This window comes from Candidatus Brevundimonas colombiensis, assembly GCA_029202665.1.
Lineage (GTDB): Bacteria > Pseudomonadota > Alphaproteobacteria > Caulobacterales > Caulobacteraceae > Brevundimonas > Brevundimonas colombiensis.
This window is the reverse complement of sequence record CP119326.1, coordinates 1,595,370-1,617,807: the sequence shown is the minus strand read 5'-3', so window position 1 is coordinate 1,617,807 and position 22,438 is coordinate 1,595,370. Positions and strand designations below refer to the sequence as shown.

General features: G+C 64.4%; 16 protein-coding genes. 4 read left to right on the top strand and 12 right to left on the bottom strand.

Going from position 1 to position 22,438, the window contains the following annotated elements; genetic code table 11:
- The first annotated feature begins 149 nt into the window (after nt 1-149).
- A complete protein-coding gene (locus P0Y50_07650) occupies nt 150-1,082 on the top strand; it encodes an AraC family transcriptional regulator (protein ID WEK41546.1) in 933 nt (310 codons plus the stop codon).
- A 75-nt stretch (nt 1,083-1,157) separates the two neighbouring features.
- Here the strand turns inward: P0Y50_07650 and P0Y50_07645 are convergent, their stop codons facing one another.
- The 7 genes from P0Y50_07645 to P0Y50_07615 form a co-directional block, all read right to left on the bottom strand.
- Nucleotides 1,158-1,349, bottom strand: coding sequence for a hypothetical protein (locus P0Y50_07645; protein WEK41468.1), 192 nt, complete (start codon nt 1,347-1,349; stop codon nt 1,158-1,160).
- A 114-nt stretch (nt 1,350-1,463) separates the two neighbouring features.
- Nucleotides 1,464-2,762, bottom strand: a complete 1,299-nt coding sequence (locus tag P0Y50_07640; protein ID WEK41467.1) for a HipA domain-containing protein — start codon at nt 2,760-2,762, stop codon at nt 1,464-1,466.
- Entirely contained in the window at nt 2,752-3,087 is a 336-nt protein-coding gene (locus tag P0Y50_07635) for a helix-turn-helix transcriptional regulator (GenBank protein ID WEK41466.1), read from the bottom strand. The genes P0Y50_07640 and P0Y50_07635 overlap by 11 nt, the downstream gene beginning before the upstream one ends.
- 171 nt (nt 3,088-3,258) lie before the next feature.
- Nucleotides 3,259-3,804: an acyl-CoA dehydrogenase family protein gene (locus tag P0Y50_07630; GenBank protein ID WEK41545.1), complete on the bottom strand. Its 546-nt coding sequence runs from the start codon at nt 3,802-3,804 to the stop codon at nt 3,259-3,261.
- Nucleotides 3,805-3,831: 27 nt separating this feature from the next.
- Complete coding sequence (locus P0Y50_07625; protein WEK41465.1) at nt 3,832-4,914, bottom strand: LacI family DNA-binding transcriptional regulator; 1,083 nt, start codon at nt 4,912-4,914, stop codon at nt 3,832-3,834.
- A complete protein-coding gene (locus P0Y50_07620) occupies nt 4,853-7,054 on the bottom strand; it encodes a glycoside hydrolase family 3 C-terminal domain-containing protein (protein WEK41464.1) in 2,202 nt (733 codons plus the stop codon). The genes P0Y50_07625 and P0Y50_07620 overlap by 62 nt, the downstream gene beginning before the upstream one ends.
- Before the next feature lie 90 nt (nt 7,055-7,144).
- A complete protein-coding gene (locus P0Y50_07615; protein WEK41463.1) occupies nt 7,145-8,233 on the bottom strand; it encodes a LacI family DNA-binding transcriptional regulator in 1,089 nt (362 codons plus the stop codon).
- Nucleotides 8,234-8,498: 265 nt separating this feature from the next.
- Between P0Y50_07615 and P0Y50_07610 the strand changes: the two genes are divergently transcribed.
- Nucleotides 8,499-9,980: a carboxylesterase family protein gene (locus P0Y50_07610; GenBank protein WEK41462.1), complete on the top strand. Its 1,482-nt coding sequence runs from the start codon at nt 8,499-8,501 to the stop codon at nt 9,978-9,980.
- Between the two features lie 187 nt (nt 9,981-10,167).
- Entirely contained in the window at nt 10,168-11,781 is a 1,614-nt protein-coding gene (locus P0Y50_07605; GenBank protein WEK41461.1) for a tannase/feruloyl esterase family alpha/beta hydrolase, read from the top strand.
- Between the two features lie 168 nt (nt 11,782-11,949).
- Here the strand turns inward: P0Y50_07605 and P0Y50_07600 are convergent, their stop codons facing one another.
- The gene (locus P0Y50_07600; protein ID WEK41460.1) at nt 11,950-14,829 is read right to left on the bottom strand and encodes a TonB-dependent receptor; all 2,880 of its coding nucleotides are present in this window, start codon (nt 14,827-14,829) and stop codon (nt 11,950-11,952) included.
- 527 nt (nt 14,830-15,356) lie between these two features.
- Here P0Y50_07600 and P0Y50_07595 point away from each other — a divergent pair.
- Nucleotides 15,357-17,270 (top strand): glycoside hydrolase family 3 N-terminal domain-containing protein, encoded by a 1,914-nt coding sequence (locus P0Y50_07595; GenBank protein ID WEK41459.1) that lies wholly within the window; start codon nt 15,357-15,359, stop codon nt 17,268-17,270.
- Nucleotides 17,271-17,340: 70 nt separating this feature from the next.
- On the opposite strand, the gene P0Y50_07590 is transcribed toward P0Y50_07595, so the two are convergent.
- From P0Y50_07590 to P0Y50_07575, 4 genes are read right to left on the bottom strand one after another with little or no spacing between them, the layout of a single operon-like run.
- Nucleotides 17,341-19,344 (bottom strand): alpha/beta hydrolase domain-containing protein, encoded by a 2,004-nt coding sequence (locus P0Y50_07590; GenBank protein ID WEK41458.1) that lies wholly within the window; start codon nt 19,342-19,344, stop codon nt 17,341-17,343.
- Complete coding sequence (locus tag P0Y50_07585; protein ID WEK41457.1) at nt 19,344-20,654, bottom strand: citrate:proton symporter; 1,311 nt, start codon at nt 20,652-20,654, stop codon at nt 19,344-19,346. The genes P0Y50_07590 and P0Y50_07585 overlap by 1 nt, the downstream gene beginning before the upstream one ends.
- A 55-nt stretch (nt 20,655-20,709) precedes the next feature.
- Entirely contained in the window at nt 20,710-21,015 is a 306-nt protein-coding gene (locus P0Y50_07580) for a hypothetical protein (protein ID WEK41456.1), read from the bottom strand.
- The gene (locus tag P0Y50_07575; protein WEK41455.1) at nt 21,015-22,349 is read right to left on the bottom strand and encodes a DUF1446 domain-containing protein; all 1,335 of its coding nucleotides are present in this window, start codon (nt 22,347-22,349) and stop codon (nt 21,015-21,017) included. The genes P0Y50_07580 and P0Y50_07575 overlap by 1 nt, the downstream gene beginning before the upstream one ends.
- Between the last annotated feature and the right edge of the window lie 89 nt (nt 22,350-22,438).

Genomic DNA, 22,438 nt, shown 5'->3' with positions numbered 1-22,438 from the left:
GACCGGCGGGCTTACTATTTCTCTGTGCGACCACGAGGAGGTTCCAACGATATGGGCGTTGGGCTCATAGAGACTTGAGCGAGAAAATGTCGAACCGAACACGGGACAGGGATGCCAACGAGGCTTTGCTAGAGGCCATTCGTGAACGGATGGCCCAGGTCATAACCCGTCATCTGGGACAGAGGCCGTCAAGCGACACCTGCATATCCGGGCTATCCCTACATCGGCAAACATCCCCGTTCGGACCCAAGTCATATTTCTTCGAGCCGTCATTCACGTTCACGGTCCGGGGGATGAAACGCGTTGTCCTGGGCGACGAGACTTACGCCTATGATCAGTCCCATTTTCTGCTGACGGCGGTCAACCTGCCCACGGTGATGCAGGTTTTACAGGCATCGGACGAACATCCCTACATGTGCGTCATGCAGAAGATCGATCTGGAACTCGCCCGCTCTCTGATGACGGAGATGGATGCGCAGAGGGGGGAAACCTCAGCCGACGATGCCGGGCTGGTGCTCGGCCCAGTGACCATGCCGCTCGCTGCGGCGACAATGAATCTGCTCGATCTGATCGAGACGCCGCAGGATGCGCCTTTTCTGGCTGAATCCACCCAACGGGAAATCTTGTTTCGGCTGCTGACGAGCCCTGTAGGCGGCCGCCTACGTCAGGCGGTTCAGGTCGGAACGCGAACCAACGGCATATCAAAGGCGATCCGGTGGATTCGCGATCATTTCGCCGAGCCTTTGCGCGTTCAAGACCTGGCGGGAATCGCGAGCATGGGCGAGTCGACATTTCACCATCATTTCCGCGCGCTCACCACCATGAGCCCGCTTCAGTATCAGAAGCAGTTGCGCTTGCACGAGGCGCGCCGGCTCATGATCAATGACAAGATGGACGCGAGCCTTGCCGCCCATCGCGTCGGTTACGAGAGCGCGACCCAGTTCAATCGCGAATATCGTCGTCTCTTCGGCGCCCCACCCAAACGCGATATCCGATCCATTACCTTCTCTGATCGAGCGTTTTTCGACGAGGGGTTTCCGGTGATCGGGCAACCTCAATCGGGGCCGGCAACGCTGCAATGAGCGCCATAGGATGGCTGCGGCCTGTTACGCGCATGGCACCCTCCACAAATCGCGCCCGGTCGTCTGGCCTTCCTCTCAGCCGTCAAGCAGCGGACCAAGAGCGTGACGGACGCGCTGCAATCGCTGTTCTTGTCGAGACCGTGCAGGTCTCAGGCCGTGCACTGCGGCGGCATGTGAGAGGACCATCTTGATCGCGCCAATGTCGACGCCCAGCGTCATCGGGCCGGCGCCTTCGGCTGCGCGCTCCCGTCCGAAGTCGATGAACAACTGCCTATCTTGGCCACCCTCGAAAGAATCTCCCGCTGACCCCAAGCCCTGCGATGCGTGCGCCAATCGGTTCAGCTGGGTCTTCCTGACCTTGTCCGTTTTTGCCGTCTCCCGTCACAAATCGTCTGGAGCGCCGTCGACATAGCCTTCGAACGCATAGTCGTTGAGAAACTGCCGTCGCCACAGGAACGTCCGATCGACCTCGCTCAACTCCGCTTCGTCACAAACCTCGACCCACCCGGCCCGAATGCTCGCGATCTGGCTCGCAATCACATCGCGTGCGTCCGCATCACTCAGCAGGAAAGACGAAGCCGAGAGTCGGCAATTCTGCAGCAGGCTACGGCGATCCTCACCATGAACCGCCATCGCCTGGTTCGTCTCGCGTCCGGTTCGGGCCTGCGGGCAGATGTCGTAGGCGGGGGTGAGCGTCAGATTCGCGCCATCCCAGAAGGCGGCATGGTTGCGGGCATGATCGTCGCTGTTGCCGGTCAGCACATTGAACACCATGCGCGCGAATAGTTCGCGCAGCGTCGGTTGCGCATCTGTGAAGCGCGCGCGCACGATCTGGGCCAGGTCGATATAGCTGGCATAACGCGCCTGCATCTCGCTGAGGCCGAGCATCGTCAGGGCGGAGACCATACCGCGGCGTCGCCAGGCGCCATCCCGATATTCGCGATCGAAGCGCTGCACGAGCAAGACATCCTTTCCGTTCGCTCTGGCCAGTCGCACCGGCGCGACCTGCAATCCCGCCAACAGGGCCAGACGCATGGCGACATATTCGGCCTTCACGACCGCATAGGTGTCGTTGGTCGCCGAGAACTTGGCGATGAACTTGGTGTCGCCATCCTGGATCAATGCCTTGGGCCGTGCGCCGCCGATCGAACTGCCGTGGAACAGCGCCTTGTCGAGTGCGGGTGGAACGGGCTCACCCCGTTCGACCCGCTCGGCGGCCTCAAGTAGCTCCTCAAGCGTTGCATTCTCCTGCTCGCGCGCGACATAGCACTCCGCCGACGCCTGAAAATCGAGTGCGCCGATCCGGTCGGAACCGGAGTTGAGCATGAAGGTCAGTTCGTCGAACTCGACGTTCTGCGCCGCCGCGCCGCCAAGCCCGGTCAAACGATTGATGATTACGCGCCGTCCCCAGGCATCGGGCGCCCCGTCGCGCAGGCAACTGGCCATGTCGAGCGGCGGCGTGGGCGTCATCGCACCCCGCCCAAGGGGAAGCTCGGGCAGATAAATCGGGACCGCATCGGCCCGCTTCAGGTAGGAACGGCCATAGTTGAAGACGTACAGGCTGCCTTCCGGCGCGATCCGGCCGGCCACGACCGGCTTGACCGCGCCGGGCAACCATATCCACACATAGGCTTCATCCGCCGGGCGGCCTTGTCCGGCGGGCTTCGGTTCAGAAGTCATCCTTCACCTCCGAACGGCGCTGGCGAACGGCCTGGGGCAACAAAGCCAACTTATCCTCTATCCGCTCGATCTGGGAGGTGAGCCGAGACGGCTCGGATACGAACAGCGGCACGCCCACGAGCGTGGCGGCCTCGAACACCAGACCGATCTCCACCTTCTCATGACCCTTTTCGATCAGTTGCAGGGTGCTGCGCGCGATCCCGATGCGCCCCGCCAGATCGGCCTCGGACATCTTGCGCTGTTTACGGGCAAGACGGATTTGCCCTCCCATCAGAATGAGTGCCTCCTGGGTTGTGCGCGAATAGGTGCGAATATGAGTTCCCATGCTAAAGTCGCCTGTTCTAGCGGTCACAAAGCTATTTTATGACCGCAATATCGGTCATCTAACATTTCCGAACCCAACAATCAATAAATTGACCGGCAGGACAGGCATAGAAGGCCTTAATGACTGCTATAACGGTCAAAATAATTGTTTGCTTTCAGCTATCGAGGGCAGTCAGCCCGTCGCGGAGAAAAGCCAGGCAAGTTCGTGATCGGTGAGACGAAGACCAACGCGGTTCTCAACCGGATCGCGGAAACCCAGGCAGAGATCATTCAAACCGCCCGAGATGACCGGAACGTCCCAGGGCTGACCGACGCAGACTGCAGCGACATGAATGCGACCACGGTCCAGAACCTTCATTGCAGTTCTGAAGCCAAAACCTTCCTTACCGCCCAACACAGCGGTCGCCGGCACGCGCACATCGTCCGGGAAGACATCGGCCGACAAAGCGCCCCCCCTGCCACATCTTCCGATCCTTTGCACCGATGCGCACGCCGGGGTCCCAGCCGGAACAAGGAACGGCGTCACGTGAGCATTGCCGGGCAGACGATCCGCAGCCGTTCGCGCCATTACGGTGATCAAACCAGTCATCGGGGCATTCGTAATGTAACGTTTGGCGCCGTTAAGAACATCGTCTTCACCGTCCCGAACGGCCGTGGACATGAGAGCAGCGGCATCCGAACCTGAGTCTGGCTCGGTTAAGGCGAAACTGGCGGTGATCTCCCCCGAAGCGATACGCGACAGCGATCAGACGCCTTTGCGCAGATTCACCGTCATCGGCGGGGGTGCAGGCGATCGGGTCAGAAGCATGTCGAGCGCTGCCCGCGCCATGGCGGCCAGGGGGGCCACGCCACGGGTCACGCCGGGGGCCAGCAGGCGAAGGCTGCTTGTGTCTTCCAGACAGATCAATGGCGGGGGCGCCTCTTCTTCCCCCTCCCACGCCGACAGGAACCCATGGGCGAAGGTGGCGGATTCGCAAAGGAACACGGTTTGCCCATAGTCCGTCCGACGGACCGCTTCCCCATAGGCCCGCCCGGTGTCGAAACCGCCGTCGCCAACCGCCTCAAGCGTGAACGACAGGCCGACTGAAGCCATGGCGGCCCCAAGCGCCTGCCCTCGCAACCGGCCCAGCCAGCCCTGGCTGTCGGATTGAGCAAAGACCAGTGCGTCATGCCCTGCCGTCTTCGCCACCTCGACCATAAGCCCCTGGTGATCCACGGCGATCAGACCGGCCGGATTGGCCGGGTCTGCGTCGATGCGGGCGTAGGGGACCTGTCGGCGCTCCAGCATGGCCAGGACTTCCGGATCATCGGCCGTTCGGTTCCAGAGGATTACGGCCTCTGGTCGCACGCGATCCAGGACGCCTTCGATCAGCGGCGTCGGCGCGGCTCCGCCCGGCGCACGCTCAACGATCAGATGATAGCCCAGTTCGCGGCAACGCAGCAGCGCGTGACGCTGGAATTCGCCCGAAGCATCCGGCGTCTCGGGGACGATCACCATGACGACGATGAAGGAGCGGTCGCTGGAGAGCCCCCGGGCGAATGCGTTTTGCTGGAAGCCCAGGGCGACCACCGCCTCCTTCACACGCTTGGCCGCCTCAGCGCTGACATATGGCTGGTTGTTCAGCGCACGCGAAGCCACCATGACGGAGACCCCCGCATGTGCCGCAACATCCTTGATCGTCGGGCGCCTCAACTCGGCGTTGCTCCAGGTTGGTGTGGGGTCGGGCACGCCCTGAGGACGACAGATTGATTGCGACGTCAATGATTCACGGCCGAAGACGCGCCGCCCGCACCCGCGCCGAACCTTCCAGGACGGGGGTCGCGGCATCCTCGCCGACAAAGACGCGATAGACGCCGCCGGCCAAGGCCCAGCCATGTCGCCCTTCGTCCCAATCGGCGAGCAGTCGACGATCCGCGGTGACGGAGACGCTGCGGCTCTGACCCGGCTCAAGCGTCACCGCCTCGAAGCCGATCAGGCGCTGTTGCGACCGAACAGGCGAATCCGACAGATAGACCTGCGGCACGTCCGTCCCCGCGCGTGAGCCGGTGTTGGTGATCTTGAAGCGAACGGTCACGGTCTGGCCGCCCTCGACCTTCAGGTCGCTGTAGGCGAAGTCGGTGTAGGACAGGCCGAAGCCGAAGGGGAACAGCGGCCGCTGGTTCCGGGCCTTGAACCAACGATAGCCGATATCCGAGCCTTCGATGTTGTAATCGATCGGGAAGCTCGCCTGCGTTTGACCCATTGCGACCATGCCCACAGGCTTCAGATCGATGCCGGGCAGGACGGGACGGGGCAACTGCTCCGTGGCGGCGGGGAAGGTGACCGGCAGGTGGCCGGATGGATTCACATCACCAAACAGAATGTCGGCGATGGCCTCGCCGCCCTTTGCACCCGAATACCACGCCTCCAGCACGGCCGGCACGTGGTTCAGCCACGGCATGGCGACCGGGCCGCCCGTCTGCAGGACCACGATGGTGTTGGGGTTGGCGGCCGCCACGGCCTCGATCAGGGCGTCCTGACCGTTCGGCAGCGACAGGTCGGGAACATCCACCGCCTCCGTGGTCCACTGACCGACGAAGGCGATGACCACATCGGCCTCCTTGGCCAAATGCACGGCTTCGGCCGGATAACGGCCCGTCGCGAACCGCACCGTGGCGTTGGGCGCTTCCGCCTTGATCGCCGCCAGGGGCGAAGACGCATGATAGAGGGCGTTGCTGAAGGGCCCCAGGGCGTTCTCACCGCCGATGCGGACCGTCGCGGCCGGACCGCCGGGACCGGCGACTTGAGAAGATCCGCCGCCTGACAGGACGCCCACGTCCGCTTGGTCGCCGATCACCAGGATATTGCGCGCCGTCCGGGCCAATGGAAGCGCGCGCCCCTCGTTGCGAAGCAGAACAATGCCCCGCTCGGCCACACGGCGGGCGACCTGGGCGTTCTGGTCGAAATCGATGGCGCCGCCCGGCGTGACGGGATTGTCGAGCAGGCCGGTCGCGGCCATGGTTCGGACGATCCGTCGCGCCGCGTCATCGACCCGCGCCGCATAACCGGCTTCACCGGCCGACAGCGAATTCAGCAGCAGGCTTCCGAAGAAGGGCGCGCGATCCAACTGTTCGCCCGACTGCTGGTCGAGGCCATGCAGCAATGCGGCGGTCGAGTGGACGGCCCCCCAGTCCGACATCACCCAGCCCTTGTAGCCCCAGTCGCGCTTCAGCACGTCGTTCAGCAGGGTCGGGTTTTCGCAGGCATAGACATCATTGACCCGATTGTAGGCGCACATCACCGAACCCGGCTGTCCGCGCTCGATGGCGATCTGGAAGGCCAAAAGGTCGCTTTCCCGACCGGCCGCCTCACCAATGTTGGTGCTGTGGAAATTACGGCCGTTCTCGTTTCCGTTGAAGGCGAAATGCTTGATCGTGGAGATGATGTGGTTGCTTTGAACGCCACGGATGGATTCACCCGCCAGAATTCCCGCCAGCAGAGGATCCTCGCCCAGGTACTCGAAATTCCGGCCATTGCGCGGATCGCGTGTCAGATTGACGCCGCCCGCCAGCAGGACATTGAAACCCTTGGCTCGGGCTTCACTGCCGATCATGACGCCGCCTTCGTAGGCCAAGGCGGGGTCCCAGGTCGCCGCCAACGCGACGCCCGAGGGCAGCGCAGTCGCCCCATCCCCTCTCAAACCCGCCACCCAGGACACGCCCAGGCTGGCGTCGGTTTCCTTCAGCGCGGGCACGCCCAGCCGCTCGACGCCAGTGATATAGCCCGCCCCGAAGATCGCGCCCGTCGGTATCGGGGCATCACCAAAGAACGGTAACGGCATTGTCCCGTGCAGCAGCGACACACGCTCTTGCACTGTCATCCTGCCGACCAGTTCGGCCGCGCGTGCGTCAGGATCGGCGGAAACCGAGGGGGTGGCCGCCGCCAGGACGCCGACCAAAGCAGTGGACGCGAAAAGGGTCTTCAACATCGGTCGGTTCCTGGACATGTGGGGGCTGGCTCCCCAGCTTTGAATTTAAGACAACGTTACCATATCGCGTCCAAACGAAACCGCAATGCCTCAGCCCACGATTTCGTCAGAGCGCTTGGCGCTTCTGACCGCGCCGGGATTCGGCGGCGAAATGGTAGCTCCGGCAAGCTGAACATAGTCCAGAACCGATGCAGGCGGGGCGTCGCCCAGAATGATGGCATGCGCCGCATCAATGGCGGCCCGCGCCATTTCGTATAGGGGTTGTCGCACGGTCGTCAGTGTCGGCCAGCCGTCGAGAACAGTCGACAGACCATCGAAGCCGACGACAGACAGATCGACGGGCACGGTCAGGCCGCGTTCCCGGGCGGCGCGACGGACCCCCACCGCCATATTGTCGTTGGACGCAAAGATTGCGGTGGGCGGGTCGGCGACATCCAGCAGAAGCCGAGCCGCTTCGAAGCCGGACTCTTCGGTGAAATAGCCCTGCGCGATCAGCGCCTCGTCGATGTCGAGACCTGCCGCCAAGAGTGCGCGGACATGCCCGCGACGCCGTTCCGAAGCCGAGCCGTGACGGGGGTGGCCCGCCACCAGGCCGATCCGGCGATGACCGGCCTCGATAAGCGCAGTGGTCAGAGCAAAGGCGGCGGCGTCATCATCCATCCGCACATGGGCGGTGCGATCCAAACCCCAGGTCGGCGAAAAACGAACAAGAGGCGCGCCTGTTTTTTCCAGGGCCGCCAACACTTCGGCGTCGTCGGACACGGGCGGCAACAGGATCAGCGCATCTCGCGCCATGCCGCCAAGAGCCGCGCGCAGTTCATCCTTTGGATCCGCCTCGGCGCGGACCACCTCTATCGCCAGGCTGTAGCCAAGCTCCCGACACCGGTCGAGCAGCCCCGCCTCTATGGCCAGCAGATAGCTGTAGTTGTCGCGGAAGTCCTCTTCCGTCTGCTGACTGATCAGTCCGATCAGGAAGGAACGGCCGCCGCTGAGGCTTCTGGCGGCGAGATTCGGCTTAAAGCCCAAGGCCTCGACCGAAGCGTTGACCCGTTCGCGCAATTCGGCGCGTACGCCGGGCTCGTTGTTGACCACGCGAGAGACGGTCTTGAAAGACACACCCGCGTGCTGCGCCACATCCTTGATGGTCGGTCGGCGCTGCGAAGAAGAGGTCTCGGTCACGAGCGAGATAATAGGCCATGATCAGGTTTTTCGCCAACACCAGCCGCGAAGACTTGACCTCGATGAGGAACTGGATAGCGTGTAAGGTAACGTTGTCACGCGCCATAGAGCCGGGCTGAGGGAGAGATCGGGAATGCAAACGAAACAGGGGTCCCGTTTTGGCGACGTGCCGCGTGGTGCGTATCAGCGATTAGGCTTGGCGGTCTGTGCAGCCGCGCTGCTGATCGGCGGCGGCGCATCTGCCGGTGATCGGCAGGGCCCCGTCGTGGCCACAACGGACGGGCAGGTGGCCGGCGCGGTCGCCGATGGCGTGGCGTCCTGGAAGGGCATTCCTTTCGCACAGCCCCCTGTCGGCGCTCTGCGCTGGCGTGCGCCGCAGGCGCCCGCACCTTGGTCGAACGTTCGGCCTGCAACCGCCTACAGCCATGACTGCATGCAGATTCCCTTCGCCGGGGACGCCGCACCTTTGGGGACGCCGCCGACTGAGGACTGCCTCTACCTCAATGTGTGGCGGCCCGCTGCGGCGGCTGCGAACGCCAAACTTCCCGTCATCGTCTGGATTTATGGAGGCGGCTGGGTGAATGGCGGGGCGTCCCCCGCTGTTTATGACGGCTCGCCGTTGGCGCGCGAGGGCGTCGTCGTCGTCAGTTTCAACTACCGCCTCGGCCGCTTCGGCTTCTTCGCCCACCCGGCCCTGACCGCCGAGAACGCTGACGCCGGCCTGCTTGGCAACTATGGCTATATGGATCAGGTCTCAGCGCTGAAGTGGGTCAACGCCAATATCGCGGCCTTCGGCGGCGACCCCGCAAACGTCACCATCATGGGGGAATCCGCCGGTGGCGGATCGGTCCTGAACCTGATGACGACGCCATTGGCCGAGGGCCTGTTCCAGCGCGCGATCGCCATGTCGGCGCCCGCCCGCATGGACGCGACAATGAAGCCTCTGCATGCGGACAACGGCCCGGACGCGGAAGATGACGGCGTCGGCTTTGCGAATTGGGCCGGCGTGACCGGCGAGGACGCCGCCGCCCTGGCTGCGCTGCGCGCCCTCCCGGCGGACAAGGTCGTGGCCGGAACCGGCATGGCTGAGCGCCCCGTTGCGCCGGCGAGCGGACCGATGCGCGACGGCCGGGTCATCGTCGGCGCGAGCCAGGCCTTCCGTGACCTGCGCCAGGCGCATGTGCCCTTGATGGTCGGCGCCACCAGCCGGGACATCGGGTTCGGTCCGCCGACAAGCCGTGAACAGCTCTATGCACAGTTCCCGGACCCTGCCGCCGCCCGCGCCGCCTACGACGGCATCACCGACGACACGGCATTCCGTCAGGCCGTGTATTCGGACATGTTCATGGTCGAGCCCGCGCGTTTCGCCGCGCAGCAGCAGACACGCCTCGGGCAACCGGCCTGGCACTATCGTTACGGCTACGTCGCTGAGACGATGCGCGCCGAATGGCCGGGCACGCCGCACGCGACCGAAATTCCGTTCTTCATGGGCACGATCAAGGCTCGCTATCCTGACAAGGTGACGCCGGCCGACCAGGCGGCCTCCGCGTTGATCGTCGGCTATGTGGTCAACTTCGCCCGCACGGGAAATCCAAACGGGACAGGCCTGCCCCAATGGCCCGTCTATGAAGACGGCGGCCGCCCCGTCATGAACTTCACCAACACCGGCGTTCGCGGTGGTCAGGACCCCTGGCGCGCACGCCTGGACATCACCCAGGCCGCCGCCGAGCGGCCGTCGGCCCCTTGACGCCCCCTGAGGCGAACTCGGGCGCCGCAATCACTGCGGCGCCTTTTTTTACGAAAGCCCAAGATTCCCGATCTTCGGAGCCGCCGCCGTCGCGAAAGAGCGGGCCTTGCACATCGTCCGCTAAATCATTCACCTGAAGAGGCGTCTTCAGCCTCTGCCCAAACCCGGATTTCAAGGGGGTAAAGCCATGAGACTGCTTCTGCTCGCCACCACGGCCATGGCCCTGATAGGCTTTTCTGGAAAAGCCATGGCCATGGACACCGCCTGTCTGGACCTGAAAGGCAAGGTTGTCGGCGACGCCGCCGTCCTGACCTCCGAAGCCGTCGAAAACCGATTCATCGCGCCCGGGGGACAAGCCTTCGAAACCGGCGCCTTCTGCCGCATCGTCGCGCGCGCCACGCCCTCCCCGCAGTCGAACATCGTCATGGAGATCTGGCTGCCGGACGCGCAGCGTTGGAACGGCAAATTCTTGGGCACGGGAAACGGCGGCTTCGCGGGGGATATCCGTTACGCTGGGCTGGCGGGCGGCCTAAGACGGGGCTACGCCGTCGCCAACACCGACATGGGCTCCTATCCGGCCGCTGCGGCCGGCGTCGGTTATGAGGCGGGCAACGAACGCCCTGAGGTGGTTCGTGACTGGGCCTATCGCGCCACACACGAGATGACCCTGGTCTCAAAGGCGATGGTCAGTCGCTACTATGGCCGCAGGCCCGACTACAGCCTGTTCGCAGGCTGTTCGACCGGCGGACACCAGGGGCTGATGGAAGCCCAGAGATACCCGGAGGATTACGACGCCATCCTGGCCGGGGCGCCTGGGCACAACCGCACCCATCTGCACGCCGCCTTCACCCATCTGGCGCTGGCGACGCGACAGTCGGGCGGCGACATCGTCTCTCCCGCCAAGCTGGGGCTGTTCTCCGCCGCAGCACTGCGGGCCTGCGTCGGCAAGGACGGCGGGGCGCCTGGCGACAGCTTCCTGACCGATCCGACCAAATGCGGCTTCCGCCCGCAGGACCTTGCCTGTCGCCCGGACCAGGTTTCGGCGGAGTGCCTGACGGCAGGCGAAATCAAGACGCTTCAATGGACTCTGGATGGGATACGAAACCCGCGCACGGGTGAGCTGATCTATCCAGGCCTGACCCTTGGCTCCGAAGGAATTCTGGCGTTTCTCGCAGGCGGTCTTCCAAACGGTCGACTGCCGGCGGAACTGGCGCGATGGGTGTTCGGGCCCGACTGGGATCCCTCCACCTTCAGCTTCGACGCGGACATGACGCGCGTCGACAACGAACTGGCGCCGATCGTCAACGCCATGGACGCCGACCTCAGCCGCTTTGTGGCGCGGGGTGGAAAGCTGATCCTCTATCACGGCTGGTCCGACTTCGTGGTCCGGCCGATCGATTCCGTCCTATATTATGACCGTCTGACGGCCGCCGGTGCAGACCAGACCGAGTTCGCGCGACTGTTCATGGCCCCAGGGGTGAGCCACTGCCAGGACGGCCTTGGTCCTGATAATTTCGGCCAGAGCGCCGAAGCGGTCACCGAAGGCGGCCCTGACACCGATTTGCTGGCGGCCCTGGATCAGTGGGTGACGACCGGCGTGGCTCCTGAGCAGGTCATGGCGACACGCTTCGACCAGCCCCGCTCGCCGGAGCGCAAGGTGATCGCGACGCGGCCGATCTGCGCCTATCCGAAGGTGGCGAGATACAATGGCCATGGCGACGCCGCCCAGGCCGATAGTTTTGACTGCTCGGCGGCGGAGCCGGCCCGCTACGAGCCTCCGGCGCAGGCCTATCTGCGCTGACCGCACGCACAGGACGCCTTGGTAACGCCGCCGGAGTTCGCTCCGGCGGCTTTTTTCTGGAGCCTATGCCCTGGTCCCGGTTCATCCTGGCCAAGAAAAAGGCCGCCTCGGGGTCGAGGCGGCCTGAGCAGGTAAGGATGCTTTAAACCGCGGCTACCGCCGAAGTTTCTAGAAACTGGCCGTCAACTGGGCGCTGAAGGTCCGGCCATAGGGGTGCGAATAGGCCCCGTTGAAGGCGCCCTGGCTGGTGATCACATAATGCGGATCTTCATCCGTCAGGTTCTGGACCGTCAGAGAGGCGCGGAACCCCTTCACGAACCCGGCCGCCGGCGTCGCAAAGGCCGTGGCGTAGGCCAGGGTGAGATCGGACGTGATCCAGGCGTCGACCTTTTGAGGAGGGATCGACACCCCCATCGCGTTGACCGCCAGGTCGTTGGTGTAGCCTCCGGTGTAGTTGATGAAGAGGTTCGCGCTGTAGTCCTGCCAGGCGGCGCCCACAGAGGCGCGGCCGCGCCATTCGATCGGCGTGCTGTAAAAGCCCAGACGATCTTCGAACGGCTGGCCTTCGGCGACCTGCTGGTCATTGCTCATCGTCCAACTGACCGCGAGTGAGGCGTTCATCTTCACCTCGCCGACATCACGCGTGTAGAAGGCGCTGGCGTCGAGGCCGTCCTGACGTGTGGCCGCCAGGTTGGTGTTGCGCTGATCGATCAGGACGTTCACGGCGCAATAGTCCGGGATACCGCCGTAGAGCACCGTCCGTCCCAGATAGGCCTGCAGGACCGGATCCGCCGTCGACAGATTGGAATTGGAGCACGTCGCCGGATTGTTGATTGGAATAATGTTCGGCGCAAAGCCGCGGTAATCGGGGTACAGCCCCGCCTGGTAGGCGGCCAGCGCATCAGGCTGTGCAATCCGGCCGGTATAGGCGATGTTGTAGTAGGACAAGCTCAGTTTCAGACTGCCCAGATCCAGATCGGCCCCAAGCGACCAGTTCGTGGCCTCTTCCGGCTTCAGGTCAGTGTTGGACCCAAGGATCAGACCCACATTGGCCAGGGTGAGCCCGGCGCCCGGCAGGTCAAGAAAGCCGTTCTTGACACGCGGGTCGCTGTTCGAGGACGGGAAGCCAGCCGATGCCGAGAAGGCGAACAGATTGACGTCAGGCAGAGACGGCGCGCGGAACGATGTTCCCCACGACCCCCGAAGGCTCAACACGTCATTGACGTCCCAGGTGACGCCGATCTTGGGATTGGTCGTGCTGCCGACATCGGAATAGTCGTCATAGCGAATGGCGGCGTCCAGGATCAGGCCCTGAACAAGCGGCACATTCATCCCGGCGCCGATCAGCGGGACGTACAACTCCCCGAAGACTGAAGTTATCGACCGATCAAGCTTGCTTGTCGCCTCGGTCGTATCATACTCGAAACCATTGAGCGCCGTGCGGTTTGCGCCGTTGACGTTGTAATTATAGGACGTGTTGTACTCGCCGCCGAAGGCTGCGCGCATCATGCCGCCCGGAAGCTCGAAAACCGGGCCGTTGAACTTCACGACAAGGTCGTCCAGGCCGTTGCCGCTGCTCTGGATATTGTCCCCAAGCAGCATCGCCAGCTGTGCGCTCGTCAGCGGGTCGCTGCTGAGCGGGTTAATCTCACCGGTGTTGATGCGATACTGCAGCGCCGTGGGATTCAGGTTCAGCCTAGTCTGGCAGTAGTTGCATGCTTCATCTCGCGCATAGGTATAGGACGCATCCATTTTCCAGTTAAACGGAAGCATCGCGCGGAAACCTGCAGTTACGCTGTAGGTTTCGGAATAGTTATCGAAATTGCTGGAACCGATGTCCTTGAACGCGCCATATTGAACATTCAGGGGCGCCCCCGGCGCAACGCCCGGCACGCCGGCGATGTAATAGGGATTGGGCGTCGCGGTCGGATTGCCCGCGGCGTCGAACAGAACGGGTGACAAGGTCACGTTTCGCGTCAGTGTCGCAGCCGAGCGCGAATAGGTGTCACGCTTGTTGTACGACGCCTGTAGGAAACCCTCTATGTGCTGTCCGAACTGCTGGTTCGCAAACAGCGAAACCTGGTGCCTTTTGGACTCGCCGACGTAATCTGTATAGTAACCCGTGTCGGTGAGATTAGGCTTGTTCAACAACAGGGCCGACGCAGACAGACCGACATTCGATCCATTGGGAAGTCCGTAATAGGTAAAGGCGCCGGCGCGCGGCAGGGTGGTGTTTTGAGAGCCATCCGCGTTCTGAACATAGATGTTGGCAGGGCCCGATACGGTCGCCGTCGTGCCGTTCAATCGGTTGTCCGGGCCGCCGAAAGCGGTCAGATCCTGCATCAGCAAGGGATTTTTGGAGCGCAGATAGCCGTCGCGGGACGTGTATTCGTAGGCCAGCAGAACATTGCCGCCGCCTAGACCGCCCAGGTCGCTCCAAGCCTTACCTGTGGTGATCGCCGGAGTGTACTCCATGCCGCCGGTCTGGTTGGTGACCCGCACCGAGGCCTCGACGCCATCAAAGTCCTTGCGCAGCACATAGTTCACCACGCCGGCGACGGCGTCCGAACCATAGAGCGCCGAGGCCCCGTCCGCGATCACTTCGATCCGCTCCACGGCCGCCAGCGGCACCTGATTGGCCTCGGTGAAATTCGACGCCGCGCCTGTCGCCACCAGGCGATGCCCGTCAACGAGGGTCAGCGTCGCCTGCGCCCCGAGCCCGCGCAGGTTGATGGCGTTGCCCTGTTGCGAATTGTACGAACCCTGGGTTCCACCCTCGCGGAAGTCGCCCAGATTCCGGACCTGGGGCAGCGTGCGGACCGCGTCGGCGACGTTGCTGACGCCGCTCGACATGATGTCCTCACGCGACAGTGTGACGGTCTGACTGCCCACGGGTTTCACGCCGGCGATATTGGTGCCCGTCGCGGTGACGATGATGTCGTCGAGTTGGGTTTCGTCCTGATCTTCATTGACGGGGTCGGCGACCTGGGCCCAGGCGCCAGAGGCCGCCAGGCTGACAGCCAGGGCGCCGGCCGCCGCTGCGGTCATCCAGCGCCTGCGGCTGCTCGCGTTCGGAATAATTGGATTCATTTGACTTCCCCTCCTGCGAGGCTGCGCCTCGCTTATGTTTGTTAGCGCACTCAAACCCACCGTCGGTCGACCAGCGGCGACATCTTCCGGAAATGCGGAATGCGTTTCTGTCCTCCGTCCCCCTGATCTCAGCGCCAGGTCGGACCGCTGCGAAGCATAACCCCGCCTATCGTTTTTGACAACGATACCATTTCAGCGTGATCGTCGTTTTCCAAATGGGCTGTAGCGCCGCGTACGGGATGCGCCGCCTCACCCGACGCGGCCCCGCGAAAGCGGAATGATGCAAGACGTCTCCCTAGACGCGTGCAGCTTTGCTTGCGCCAATGATGCGAACCTCCCGCTTGATGACAGCGCTGAAAGGCGATGCTAAGCGATATGGTAACGCTGTCAAGCACGGCAATTTTCAAGGGGAGGAACAGACCATGATCCCATTTCCATCGCTTCGCAGAGTGCTTTTGGTCGGGTGTGGGGCCAGCCTATTGGCCATGCCGGGCGCGGGACGCGCCGATACGCCCGTCGACGCCGCCGCTTCCCTTGCTGTGGACGGTCAATCGTTTCGCGACCTAAATCATAACGGGAAGCTGGATCCCTACGAAGATCACCGCCTGCCGATGGACGCCCGGATCGCCGACATTCTGGGGCGCATGACCCTGGCGGAAAAGGCGGGGCTCTTGGTGCACGGCACGGCTCCGGCCCTGCCCGACCCTGCCGGCGGCGGCCTTCCGGGAGCCGGTCAGGCGGCCTATGACCTCAAGGCTTTCGAAGGCTTGGTCGAACGCACCCACATCAGCAGCGTCATCACCCGCCTGTCGGTCGAACCGCGTCGCTTCGCTGAACAGAACAACGCGCTTCAGAGCGTCGCCAGCCGATCCCGGCTGGGCGTTCCCGTGACGATCAGCACCGATCCCCGAAATCATTTTCAACATGTCGACGGCGCCAGCGTGGCGGCCGGCGGCTTCTCACAGTGGCCAGAGACGCTGGGTTTGGCCGCCATCGGCGATGCAGCACTGGTTCGCCGGTTCGGCGACGCCATTCGCGCAGAGTACCGCGCGGTCGGCATCCATATGGCCCTGTCGCCTCAAGTCGATCTGGCGACCGAGCCCCGCTGGTCGCGCATCAACGGCGCGTTTGGCGAAGACGCACAGTTGGCCCGCCGCATGACGCAGGCCTATGTGATCGGCTTCCAGGGCGGGCCCCAGGGCCTGCGGCCGGATGGGGTGGCCACCGTGGTCAAACACTGGGTGGGATATGGCGCCTCGCCGCAGGGCTGGGACGGCCACAACTATTACGGCAGATTCTCCAGGCTGAGCGATTCGGACCTGGCGCAGCACGTCATTCCCTTCCTGGGGGCCTTCGACGCGGGGGTCGCCGGGGTCATGCCCACCTACAACATACTCCAGGGCCCCACGCTCAACGGTCATCCGCTGGAAGCGGTCGGGGCCGGTTTCAGCCGGGAGCTGCTGACAGACCTGCTGAGGGGTCGATACGGCTTCAAAGGCCTTGTCCTCTCGGACTGGGCGATCACCAATGACTGCAACGACAACTGCCGAACCGGCGCTCGGCCGCATGGATTCGGTGACATCGCCATGCCCTGGGGGGTCGAAGACCTCAGTGAAACCGAACGGTTCGCCAAGGGCGTCAACGCCGGGGTCGACCAGTTCGGCGGCACCGACAGGTCGGACCGCATCGTCGCGGCTGTACAAGCCGGCGACATTCCCGTCGCCCGCATGGACGAGGCGGCGCGCCGGGTTCTGCGGCTCAAGTATGAGCTAGGCCTGTTCGACAATCCGTTCGTCGACCCCGATCAGGCCGCCGCCACGGTGGGCCGACCGGATATCCAGGCGGAGGCCGACGCCGCGCAGCGGCGCGGAATGGTAGTGCTGGAGAATCGGCTGCCGAAACCCCTGGCCGCTGGCGCGCGGATTCATCTGACTGGCATCGAGGCCGAGGCGGCGCGCCGGGCCGGGCTGGTGGTCGTCGACGATCTGTCCCAGGCGGATTTCGCCCTGGTCCGCACGGTCGCGCCGTACGAACGACCGCACCCGAACTTCTTCTTCGGCAGTCGCCAGAACGAGGGATCGCTGGCCTTTCTTCCCGATCATCCGGCGCTGACGCAGGTTCGGAGAGCGGCGGCCGCAGACGTGCCGGTCATCGTAGGCGTTTATCTGGATCGACCCGCGATCCTGACGCCTCTGCAGCCCCTGGCCGACTTGTTGCTGGGCGAGTTCGGCGCGAGCGACGCGGCGTTCCTGGCCGTCGCCATGACCCCCTCGCTCGCCGAGGGACGCCTGCCCTTCGCTCTTCCGCGCTCAATGGCCGAGGTCGAGGCCCAGTCGCCGGGCACGCCGAACGACCTGCAGGACCCGCTGTATCCTATCGGATATCACAAGGCCGATTAGCGCCTTCGACACTGATCGCATCCGGCCCCGCGCCGGATGCGATCAGCGGCGCACGCGGCGTCATCGGGAATCACGGGGTCGGCCTGAGGATGCTCGACGCCTCCGCCTCGGTGATCAACCGCGCCGCGTCAGCCGGCAGAAGAAAGCGTTGATCCACCAGTTGCCGGGTCGCACGACGAACGGCGGCCACATAGCCGGCATGGTCGCGGTAACGTTCTTCAAGCGACAAACGCGGATCACCCGCCGCCTCACGCTCGGCTCGGGTGGAGTGGAACGGGATGAAACCGCCCTGAAAGCCGCAGCCCTGTCCCGCATAATAGCCCGACGCCTGCTGGTTCCAACCGAGGTAGGAGCCCAGAGGCGCCATATAGAGGGCCGACTTGACGCCGACGCGCTCGTTGCCGTCCGCGTCCACCCGCGGCGCGCGTTGCGGAATTTCACGCACGACCGTCGGCGGGACCTGGCTCATGACCCCGGTCAGGTCGTCGGGTTGGAAACCCGCGCCGAAATCATAGACGAGGAAGCTGTTGATCTTGCCGTCCGGCGACGGAACGCCCGGGATAGTCGGAAAGCCGAGCGCCTCTGTCGTGGGTTCGACCAGTTCGCCGGACGCCAGGGTGGGATAGACGCTCGGCGGCGGTTCGACGCCCTGGGCGACCCAGGCGGTCAGCGACACGGTCAGAGCCTTCAACGTGTCGTACGTCGGATTGGGATTGCCGGGCAGCACGCAGCCGACCGTCGGCGTTCCCACACTGTCGAACCCGCCCGGACCGCCGCCATGCGTCGTGCCCGGGAAATAATAACGGCGGACATTGTCGGGCAACGGCAGGTCGGCGACCGCGTCCATGCCGACAAGATTGGGCGACATGCGAAGCCCCCAGAACTCCGCCGAAGTGAAGGTCTCGAAAATCCGGGGACACGTCCTGGTCGCGGTGCAGCGCGCCTGCAGACTGGTCGGACCGCGCCCTCGAACGACGTCGTCATAGGTCGCCCACCAGAGCGGCCCCTCGCTGCCCGCCTCGTAAAGCTGCGCCGCTCCGCCAGGGACAGCAAAGCGGAAATTCAGCGGCGTGTGCCGGGCGGCGATCTGGGGATTCAGGCCGTCGAAAACGATCCTGCCCGCCTCGTCAGCATTGAAACCCAGATGCAGGAAGCCCCGCAGATAGTTTCCGGCCTGGCTGACGCCCACGCCGATGGTCCACCTCGCCTGGCCGGCTATGGGGTTCACCGCCTCGGCCGAGCCGCGACTGTACCTCAGGAAGCTGACCAGATCGCGCGTCGCCGCATAGCCGACGCCAAGCACCAGCGGGTCCTTGCCGGTGTAGGTCAGTTCATAGGCGAAGGCCGGATCAAACCCCTCCTTCAGGCACAGGCTGGTCGGATCCGGCGTGCCGGGAAAGGCCATGCCGGTGCAGTCGCCGAAAGCCCAGGCGTCCGGCGCAATGACTTCCGCCGTCGCATGATCGCCCCGCTTGCGCACCAGACGAGCGGAATGGGTGTCCAGGCTTGCCGGATGGGGGCGCTGGACCCCGGCCCCGATCCCGCCCCGGATCGGCAGGGTCGTCGCCCCCGCGGGCGCATCGACGAACCGGACCAGGATCGGCCCGGTCAGGCTTTTTCCGCCGGCCCCGCGCGCCGTCGGAACGGTCAGGGTCTGAAGGGCGCCGGAGGGAGCGATATCGCCCTGCCAGCCGCTGACCAGATGAATGTGGCCGTCGGCGTCGCCGCCGATCCGGAAATTGCCCCGGTTGGGCACGTCGTAGAAGAGAAAACCGCTGGCCTTCGCCGGGTCCGCAGGCCTGCTCAGGGCGAAGGTGGCCGAATACTCCACCCTGCCCCGGGCGTTGCGCGGCGCATGGTCCAGATCGGTGATGATCGCATTGGAGGGATGGTTCGGGTCCAGTTCTCCGAACACGTGACCGGTCAGAAGTTCGTAGCCGCCTGCCGCGCCGAACTCGCCCGCAATGGGTGCCCGGGTATCGATCTGAACACGGACGATTTCCGCCTCGGACGCTTGCGGCGCCAGGCTGAGAAGAGCAGCGCCGGATACGGCGACGAGACTGCGTGACTTCATCAGAGTGCTCCGGTGAGGGCCGCCACAGCGGTCATCACGAGGGTGGTGGCGAACGCCCATTTGAACGCAAACCTTTGGTGCTGCCGAAGCGTGACCCCGGACAGACCCAGAAGGATGAAGGTGGAGGCGGTCAGGGGGCTGAGCGGGAAGCCGGTCGTCATCTGGCCCATCAGGGCGGCGCGACCGATGGCGACGGGGTCATGCCCGACGGCCGCCGCCGTCTCGGCGAAGACCGGCAGAACGCCGAAATAATAGGCGTCCGGCGTGAACACGAGGCTCAACGGCATGCTGGTGACGGCCACGATTCCGCTGAGCCAGGGCGCCAGCGGCTCAGGCACGGCGCCGGCGAGAACCTCGGCCATGGCGGTGATCATGCCACTGCCGTTCAGCACGCCGGTGAAGACGCCGGCAGCCAGGATCATGGACGTCACCAGCACCACGCTCGGTGCGTGATTGGCCAGCTGCACCTGTTGTGCCGCCCAATCGCGGCGATTGACCGGAAGCGCTATGGCGAAGGCGCCCATGAACAACAGGGGTGCGGGAAGGGTCGGCAGACCGATCGCATCAGCATACAGGCCCTGGAACAGCAGGACGATCAGCCCCACCGTCAGGACGGCGTTGAAAATGAAAAGACGGTCGATTCTCACCGGCTCGGTTGGGTCCGCCTGCGGTCCGCCCACGGGCGGGCCGGCCAGCGCAAGGCGGCCGCGTTCCGATCGTCCCATGAGATAGGCGGCCAGAAACACCCAGGCGATCCCCGCCGTCATGGCGGGCAGAAGCGGAATGAAGATCTGCCCGACATCCGCATTGAGGGCCGTCATGGCGCGGGCGGTCGGCCCTCCCCAAGGCAGGAGGTTCATCACGCCTGCCGAAAGCGCCACGATCCCCGGCAGAACCACAGGCTGCATGCCCATTCGCCGGTGCACCGGCAGCAGAGCCGTGACCGAAATCAGGAATGTGGTCGCCCCGTCGCCGTCGAGGGCGACAAGCATCGGAAGGGCGGCGGTGACCAGGCACAGCCGCACGGGGTCGCCGCCCGCCAGACCCACCAGTCCCCTGACCAGCGGTTCGAACAGCCCCGCGTCAAGCATGAGACCGAAATAGAGAACCGCGAACATCATCAGGGCGGCGATCGGCGCCACTGTCCGCAGCCCGTCTATCGCCATCCCGCTCATCTGATCCGAAACACCGCCGACGACGGCGGCGGCGATCGGCACGAGAATCAGCGCCACCAGTACGGGCGTGCGGGTGAGCAACACCAGACCCAAGAAGGCCGCGAGCGTCAGAAAACCCAGCAACGCCAGGTCCATGTCCCCTCCTCCCAACGGCGGCGGGCGTCCCCCCGCTTCACCGCTCTCTCTATGTTCAGTCAGCCACTTCCAGGCCCAGCAGCCACGCGCCGAGACATTTGCCATGGGCGTCCAGCGCCGCCGAGCGGGTCACGCCGCCGGCCAGAAGACCATGAATGACGAAGTTCAGCGCGCTCAAGGTCGGCAGTTCATGACGTTGGATGGTCTGGACCTCATCCAGCCCCAACCGCGCACGAACGCGCGCAGGCGTCAGAAACGCGGACAGCCGTTGATAGGCGGCGGGATCGTGCGCGACGACGGCGATGTTCGACACATCGCCCTTGTCCCCGGTTCGGGCATGCGCCAGGTCTCTCAAAATCATCAGCTGATCTCCCAGGTCAGGCTTGTCACGACGCGGTCACGGTCGATCAGAGCCGACACGATGCCCACGACCGCCTTGACCGTGCTGGCCGCTCCGCCGCCGCCCGCCGGTCCGTTGGTGTAGAGGCCGGCGACCTCGCGGCCGACGCGACGCGCCTCGGCCTCTGTGCGCACCCGGCAGGCGACGCGCGCCCGGACTTCATACGGCTCCCTGTCGCCGTCGGAGGATCGTGAGACGGCGTCAATGCCGATCAGGTCGAAGCGCGCATCCAGCACCTCCACGCCGGTCAGGGAAAGCCGCTCATCGACAATGGCCAAGGCCAGATGCCCGCGCGCCACACAGCCCGGCCCCGCATAGGATATCTGTCCTTCGCCCAGCCAACCCTCGTCGATCCCGACCGAGACCTTAAGCCGCCGGGGACGCTCGCGCCCCCCGCCGCCGGACAGGGCGACACGATCCTCCCCGAGGTCTTCAAATCGGATCGAACTGAAGTCCGCCGTGACGTCCGGGGTCAGATAGGCCGATGGATCATGCAGTTCGTAGAGCAACTGCTCCGTACAGGTCGCAACCGAAAGCCGTCCGCCGGACCCTTCCAGCTTGCTGAAGACGGCCGTGCCGTCCGAACGGACTTCCGCGATAGGGAAACCAAGCCCCGCAAGATTCGGGACGTCCTTGACGCCCGGGTCCGCGAAATATCCGCCGGTCAGTTGACCCGCGCATTCCAGCAGATGTCCAATGGCGGTGCCGCGCCCAAGCCTCTCCCAGTCATCCTCATCCCATCCGAAGGCGTAGGCCATCGGCGCAAGAAACAGGGAGGGGTCCGCCGTTCTGCCGGTCAGGACGACGTCTGCGCCGTCGCGCAAAGCCTCGACGATGCCTTGATGTCCGACATAGGCGTTGGCCGATATCGGCTGTTCATAGGGCAGGCCTTCGTCGGTGAACGGTTGCAGGGATTCGAGGCGATCCGAAACGTCATCGCCCTGCACGGCTGCGATCTTCAGGCCTTTCAGGCCCAGGCGCCGTGCGATGTCGGCCACCCGACGCGCCGCCCCCGCCGGATTGGCCGCGCCCATGTTGCTGACGATGGTGACATGGTTGCGGACGCAGTGCGCCAGCACTTCTCCGATCCGCTCGTCCAACAGGGGATCGAACCCCGACGCATCATCCAACCGGCGCGCGGCGACCGCCTGCGCGATCGTGCGCTCGGCAAGGCATTCGAACACCAGCACGTCCAGACGGCCATGCATGGCCAGGTCGACCGCCGGATCGATCCGATCCTCAGCAAAGCCCGCGCCCGAACCGATGCGCAACGTCTCGTATAGCCCTTCCCTCATATGGACATTAGGGGCGCCCGAAACCCTGATGGCAAAGACCGAATGATGATGGTCTCATCAGGATTTTGCATGAAGCGCTTTTTTGCTAT